The sequence below is a fragment of the Microcoleus sp. POL10_C6 genome (genome assembly GCF_036701585.1).
Taxonomy (GTDB): domain Bacteria; phylum Cyanobacteriota; class Cyanobacteriia; order Cyanobacteriales; family Microcoleaceae; genus Microcoleus.
This window is the reverse complement of the sequence record NZ_JAUBRB010000039.1, coordinates 60,254-66,351: the sequence shown is the minus strand read 5'-3', so window position 1 is coordinate 66,351 and position 6,098 is coordinate 60,254. Positions and strand designations below refer to the sequence as shown.

The window sequence follows — 6,098 nt, the reverse complement described above, 5'->3', positions numbered from 1 at the left end:
GGGTGTGACGGGAACGTTAAATGCTTACCCTACTTACATTATAGCTTACTTATCTCTGATTTATTGTTTAAGTCCCGATAGAGTGAATCCTCAATTAGGAGGCCGCAAATTGCGATCTGACGATTCTTCTGCCTACATCCGCGAATGGAATGCTATTCGTAGTACAGTCGATCGAGAAATGATTACTACACAAGGAGATTGCGTCGGTGATGCTTTCTGGGACTTCGATTATCGTTCTCATGGGCGATCGCTCGTTAGCGGAGCCCTCGAAGAGGATCGGATTGCAGATACTATTTGGGATATCCGCGATCCATCGGGTGACAAAACTCGTGCAGATGTTTCTAAACAAGAATGGCAGAAGCTTCGTAATTCAATAATTAGAGAGCATTATTGCTATTAATGTGCAACAATTGTCAACCCAAATTAAACAATAAAGAACCACAGCGCTCTCAGTTACAAATATTGTTCAAACATAGATATAATATAATATGTACGCTGAATTGTACGATCTCTCAGTTAAGTTTAACTTTAGTTGGTGAAGTCCCAGGAAATCCAGCAATATGAACCAGAAAATGTATTCTGTTCAAAAATGTTGGTTTTGCCGTAGCTGGACGAGAAGGCAGGTATGATTGTGTAGAACGTCCTGCAGGAGAAGAACCTTGACTTGGCTCAATGATCCAGGAAAATTTGGGTTGAGAAGGGGACTTGAAAAATCAGGGGTTAATTCTTTTGCCCGCAGAGGGAATGCAAAGTTATTTTCGCGTATACAATTTATCTAATTTTCTCATCTTACTCTTAGTCCCCCTCTGCTGGAACGAAAGTTTGACTCTTAAGCGATTTCAATGGCAGAATGATCGATAATATAATCTGCGATCGCCCGGATTTGATATTATAAGTAATATCCAGAAATAATATTATATTTTTGTACTAAAATGTCAGTCACTACTCATCAATTAATTCAGTGGAAACAACAAGGGCGGTCAATTGTTGCCCTGACAGCTTATGATTATGCGATCGCCCAACTCATCGATGAAGCAGGCGTAGATATCATCCTAGTCGGCGATTCCCTCGCCATGACAGTCTTAGGCTACGAGACAACCCTACCCATAACCCTCGATGAAATGCTGCACCACGCTAAAGCAGTGCGCCGCGGAGTTAAACAAGGATTAATTGTTGTCGATTTGCCGTTTTTGACTTACCAAGAAAGTCCCCAGCAAGCCATGCACTCGGCGGGGAGAGTTTTGAAAGAAACTGGCGCTCAAGCTGTAAAATTAGAAGGTGGATATCCAGCAATGGCTGCCACAGTTTCGCAGCTAACATCCGCCGGAATTCCGGTGATGGGCCACGTCGGTTTAACTCCGCAGTCGGTACACCAACTCGGCTACAAAAAACAAGGAAAAACGGCCCCAGCAGCCGATCGCATCATAGCAGAGTCGATCGCGCTTCAAGAAGCAGGTGCCTTTGCGATCGTCTTAGAACACATTCCCGCCGACTTAGCCGCTCAAATTACCAAAAAACTAACTATTCCCACCATTGGTATCGGCGCCGGGCCGCACTGCGACGGTCAAGTTTTAGTTACTTCCGATTTGTTGGGACTTTCCGAAAAACAGCCGCCTTTTGCGAAAGCTTACGCCAATTTGCGAGAAACGATTACCCAAGCTGTCAAAGATTATTCCCTCGAAGTTAGAGAAGGCAAATTTCCCGAATAGGTTCTTAGTGAGGACTTGAGTCCTGAACAATGAGGACTATAGCAATCCTCAATCATTTGTGAATTTCTTACTCCCTCCCCAAGGCATCGGGGAGGGTTGGGGTGGGGTAAAAAAATTACGACTACTCATTTAGGATTGCTATAAAATCCTCACTACAAACCTAATTTACACTTTCGGCTGGCCCTCTTCCTCTTTATCCTTCTCAACAGCTTCATCCTCAGCTAGACCAACCCCTTCCTTAAAACTCCGCAGCGTTTTGCCCAAAGCATTTCCTAACTCAGGAATCTTCTTGGGGCCGAAAATTAGTATGGCAACCACCGCAATAATGCCCATTTCGGGCAATCCCAGACCAAACATACAAAATCTCCTGTAAAACTTGCTCGCTCGTAAGTCAATCTTAAGTCAATCTACTGATATTGTTAAAGTATCTACCTTTTTTCCTGCATCCTGCAACAGTAGAATCAAGTTTAATTAAGCTATCGCACGATAAATAAGAATGTTAGAAACATCCCAGCCTTCTCTGCGCGAGCAACAGCACCATCTCATCCGCGATTTAGCAGACCGGATGGAAGCAGTATGGCACCGCTATCTCGACCTCGAACCCTACCACCTGCCCGCTGAGTTGGGATATGTAGAAGGCCGCTTGGAAGGAGAAAAACTGATCATTGAAAACCGCTGCTATCAAACGCCCCAGTTCCGCAAAATACACCTCGAACTCGCTAAAGTCGGGCCCTTGCTTGACATTCTGCACTGCGTGATGTTTCCCAGACCGAATTATGCTTTGCCGATGTTCGGCACGGATATCGTAGCAGGCAAAGGCCAAGTTAGCGCCGCGATCGCAGACCTTTCTCCCCTCAATCGAGATCGAACTTTGTCGGAAACCTACCGAACCCAACTGGGAATTTTGCCGATTAAGCAATTTTCTTGTCCCCGCCAAATTCCCGAATGGGGGGATATTTTCTCAGAATTTTGTCTGTTTGTGCGGCCAGAGTCGATCGAAGAAAACAGTCGGTTTTTGGATATTGTTGAATCCTACGTTGAAATTCACTGCAAACAGGCAGTCGCTTCCCAACCTGTCTCTGCCACCGAAGCATCGGAAATTCTCGACGCTCAAATTTACTACTGCACCCAGCAGCAGCAAAACGACAAAACCCGCCGCGTACTCGAAAAAGCTTTCGGTCAAGATTGGGCCGAACATTATATGACCGAGGTGCTTTTTGATATCCCTAAATAGCTGAAAAGTGTTTACAATACTTAATAGTAGGTGGACAAAACTTAATTAGGAAATCACCTACTTTATAAGTAATGGTAAAGGAATCACGGGTCAAGGATAAATCATTTTTAAAACCCCCAGGGCGAGGAATCATCGGTTTAGCGATCGCCGCCACTCTCATTACCACAGGAGTCGGTTTTTGGCAAGTATCTCAAATTAGAAAAGCCGAAGAGTTAAAGGCGGCTGCTGCAACGGCTGCTGCAACTTCCGTCGCCACCCGCAACAGTGTTACCGCTTTGGGTAGGTTGACTCCCCAGGGGGAAGTTATCAAATTGTCGGCCCCTTCGGCGTCGGAGGGAGCAAGAATTGAACAGTTGCAGGTGGAAGAGGGCGATCGAGTCACTCAAGGACAAATCATAGCAGTTCTCGATACGCGCGATCGGCTCCAAGCAATCCTCCAACAAGCCGACAAAGAAGTCAAAGTCAAACAAGCAGAATTAGCGAAAATTCAAGCAGGCGCAAAAACAGGCGTTGTCGGCGCTCAACAAGCAGAAGTTGCCAAGTTTGAAGCACAAGTGCAAAGGGAAACCGAAGGCGAAGCAGCCAATGTCGCCCGCTTAGAAGCTCAACTGCGAAGAGAAACCGAAGCTGAACAAGCTAACGTCGCCAAATTCGAGTCACAACTGCGAAGAGAAACCGAAGCCGAACAAGCTAATCTTGCCAAATTTGAGGCACAACTCGAAAGAGAAACAGAGGTGCAGCAATCCAAATTGGCTAGGCTAGAAGCTCAATTGCGCGGCGAAATTGCCTCTCAAAACGCTACAGTCGATCGGCTAAAAGCCGAATTAACCAACGCCGAAGCCGAGGAAAAACGCAATAAAGAACTCTCAGAAACAGGCGCAATTTCTGCTTCCGCCTACGACACCAAACGTTTAGCAGTAGAGACCGCTCGCCAGAGAGTAAAAGAAGCTCAAGCTGTATTAGAAAAAACCGTGCAAACTTTGCGTGAGGAAATAGTCGAAACTAAAGCCACAGTCAAACAAACAGTAGAAACAGGCAAGCAGGAAATCAATCAATCCCGCGCCAATCTCAGACGCAAGTTAGAAACAGGTAGGCAGGAAATTAACCAAGCCAGAGCCACCTTAAATCAAAAGATAGAAACTGGTAGAGAACAAATCAATCAAGCCGAAGCAATACTCAAACAAAAAGCAGAAACAGGCCAAGAACAAATCAATCAAGCCAAAGCAAATCTAGACCAAATTGCCGAAGTCCGCCCCGAAGATGTGCAAGCCGCCCAAGCCGCCGTCGAAAGTGCGATCGCCACCAAACAAAAAGCTCAAGTAGATTTAAACTTAAGTTACGTCAAAGCACCCGTATCCGGCTACATCCTCAAAGTTCACAGCCGACAAGGAGAACGTGTCAACACTCAAGATGGCATCGTAGAACTAGGCGGCACCGACCAAATGTACGCCGTAGCAGAAGTTTACGAAACCGACATCGCCAAAGTGCGAAACGGCCAGCGCGCAACAGTCACCAGCCCCGTATTTGCAGGCACTTTGGCAGGAACCGTCGATCGCATCGGCAAACAAATCGGCAAAAAAGATGTCCTTAATACAGACCCCGCCGCCGACACCGACGCGAGAGTTATCGAAGTAAGAATTCGCCTCGATCCGGAATCGAGCAAGAAAGTTGCAACCCTAACAAACTTGCAGGTTGAAGTCAAAATAGATATCTAAATTTTACCTTGACAAAACTTACGCATGGGCACTCAAGAAACCGGGTTTTTTACCAAGATTAAGGGTGTGAATCAAATATAAGGGTAAAAAACCCGGTTTCTCAACACCCGTGCTTAAATCCTAAAATTATTCAATCCAAAATCCAAAATCTAAAATCTAAAATCTAAAATCTAAAATCTAAAATCTAAAATAGATTGACTCTTATGGCAAAAATACCACTAGCTTGGGCACAATTAACCCGCGAAAAAATGCGCTTAGCCGTCGCATTAGCCGGCATTGGCTTCGCCGACTTGCTAATGTTTATGCAGTTCGGATTTAGAGACGCACTATTTGAAAGCTCCATCACCTTTCACTCGAAGTTAAAAGGTGATATTTTTATCACCAGCACTCAGTCTACGGCTTTAATAGCCATGAAAAGTTTTCCCCAGCGTCGCTTGTATCAAGCTTTGAGTTTTGACGGTGTTACAGCAATTAGTCCCGTATATTTAGGCTTTGGATTGTGGAAAAACCCCGACCCCAACCAGCGAAATACTCGGCAATTGATGGTAATTGGTTTTGACCCCGCTCATCCCATCTTTGATCTGCCTGAAATCCAAAATAATTTGGACAAAATCAAAATTTCAGATGTGGTTTTATTTGACCAAGCTTCCCGGCCGGAGTTTGGGCCGGTAGCAGAATATTTCAAACAGGGAAAAGTTGTTGAAAGTGAAGTTGACAATCGCCGCGTTAGGGTAGATGGTTTATTTACTATAGGGGCCTCTTTCGGTGCCGACGGAAATCTTGTCACCAGCGATTTGAACTTTCTGCGGATTTTTTCGACGCGGAGAACAAGAGGTTTAATCGATATAGGTATTGTTCACTTGCAGCCGGGAACAGATGTTAAGGCTGTTGTTGATAAAATGAGGGCAACTTTGCCGAAAGATGTGATAATTTCTACTAAACAAGAGTTTGTAGATTTTGAAAAAAAATATTGGCAGGAAAGTACCTCAATCGGATTTGTTTTCACTCTCGGCGCGGCAATGGGATTTATCGTTGGGATAGTGATTGTTTATCAAATTCTTTATACTGATGTTACCGATCATTTACCCGAATACGCTACGCTAAAGGCGATGGGATATAAGGACATTTACTTTTTGGGTGTGGTGTTTCAAGAGGCTTTGATTTTGGCAATTATTGGTTATTTGCCGGGGTTTGGAGTTTCTTTGGTGCTGTACAATTTAGGGAGAAGTGCTACGAGTTTGCCGATGTATATGACTTTGGCGAAAGCTATGACTGTTTTTATTATGACAGTTGTCATGTGTGCTGTGTCGGGGGCGATCGCGGTTAGGAAGTTGCAGGCGGCCGATCCGGCAGATATATTTTAACGAAGGAAGCAGGAAGCAGAAAGAATCAAAAAAGAAGAAAGAAGGCAATACCAATTACCAATTACGAATTAACAGC

General features: G+C 44.8%; 6 protein-coding genes. 5 read left to right on the top strand and 1 reads right to left on the bottom strand.

The annotated features are described in order from the left end of the window. The coding region (locus tag QUA34_RS20495) for a hypothetical protein (RefSeq protein WP_333389074.1) at positions 1-400 on the top strand (400 nt) is incomplete at its 5' end. Positions 401-932: 532 nt separating this feature from the next. After that, on the top strand, positions 933-1,709 hold the full coding sequence (gene panB / locus QUA34_RS20490; protein ID WP_333389073.1) for a 3-methyl-2-oxobutanoate hydroxymethyltransferase: 777 nt from the start codon (positions 933-935) through the stop codon (positions 1,707-1,709). 165 nt (positions 1,710-1,874) lie between these two features. On the opposite strand, the gene tatA is transcribed toward panB, so the two are convergent. Then, positions 1,875-2,066, bottom strand: coding sequence for a twin-arginine translocase TatA/TatE family subunit (gene tatA, locus QUA34_RS20485; RefSeq protein ID WP_333328211.1), 192 nt, complete (start codon positions 2,064-2,066; stop codon positions 1,875-1,877). Positions 2,067-2,205: 139 nt separating this feature from the next. Between tatA and QUA34_RS20480 the strand changes: the two genes are divergently transcribed. The 3 genes from QUA34_RS20480 (at position 2,206) to devC (ending at position 6,022) form a co-directional block, all read left to right on the top strand. Then, entirely contained in the window at positions 2,206-2,943 is a 738-nt protein-coding gene (locus QUA34_RS20480; protein ID WP_333389072.1) for a phycocyanobilin:ferredoxin oxidoreductase, read from the top strand. 71 nt (positions 2,944-3,014) lie between these two features. Beyond that, positions 3,015-4,658 carry an HlyD family efflux transporter periplasmic adaptor subunit gene (locus tag QUA34_RS20475; RefSeq protein ID WP_333389071.1) on the top strand — a complete coding sequence of 548 codons (1,644 nt, stop codon included), beginning with the start codon at positions 3,015-3,017 and terminating at the stop codon, positions 4,656-4,658. 203 nt (positions 4,659-4,861) lie between these two features. After that, on the top strand, positions 4,862-6,022 hold the full coding sequence (gene devC, locus QUA34_RS20470; protein WP_333389070.1) for an ABC transporter permease DevC: 1,161 nt from the start codon (positions 4,862-4,864) through the stop codon (positions 6,020-6,022). Positions 6,023-6,098: the final 76 nt, after the last annotated feature.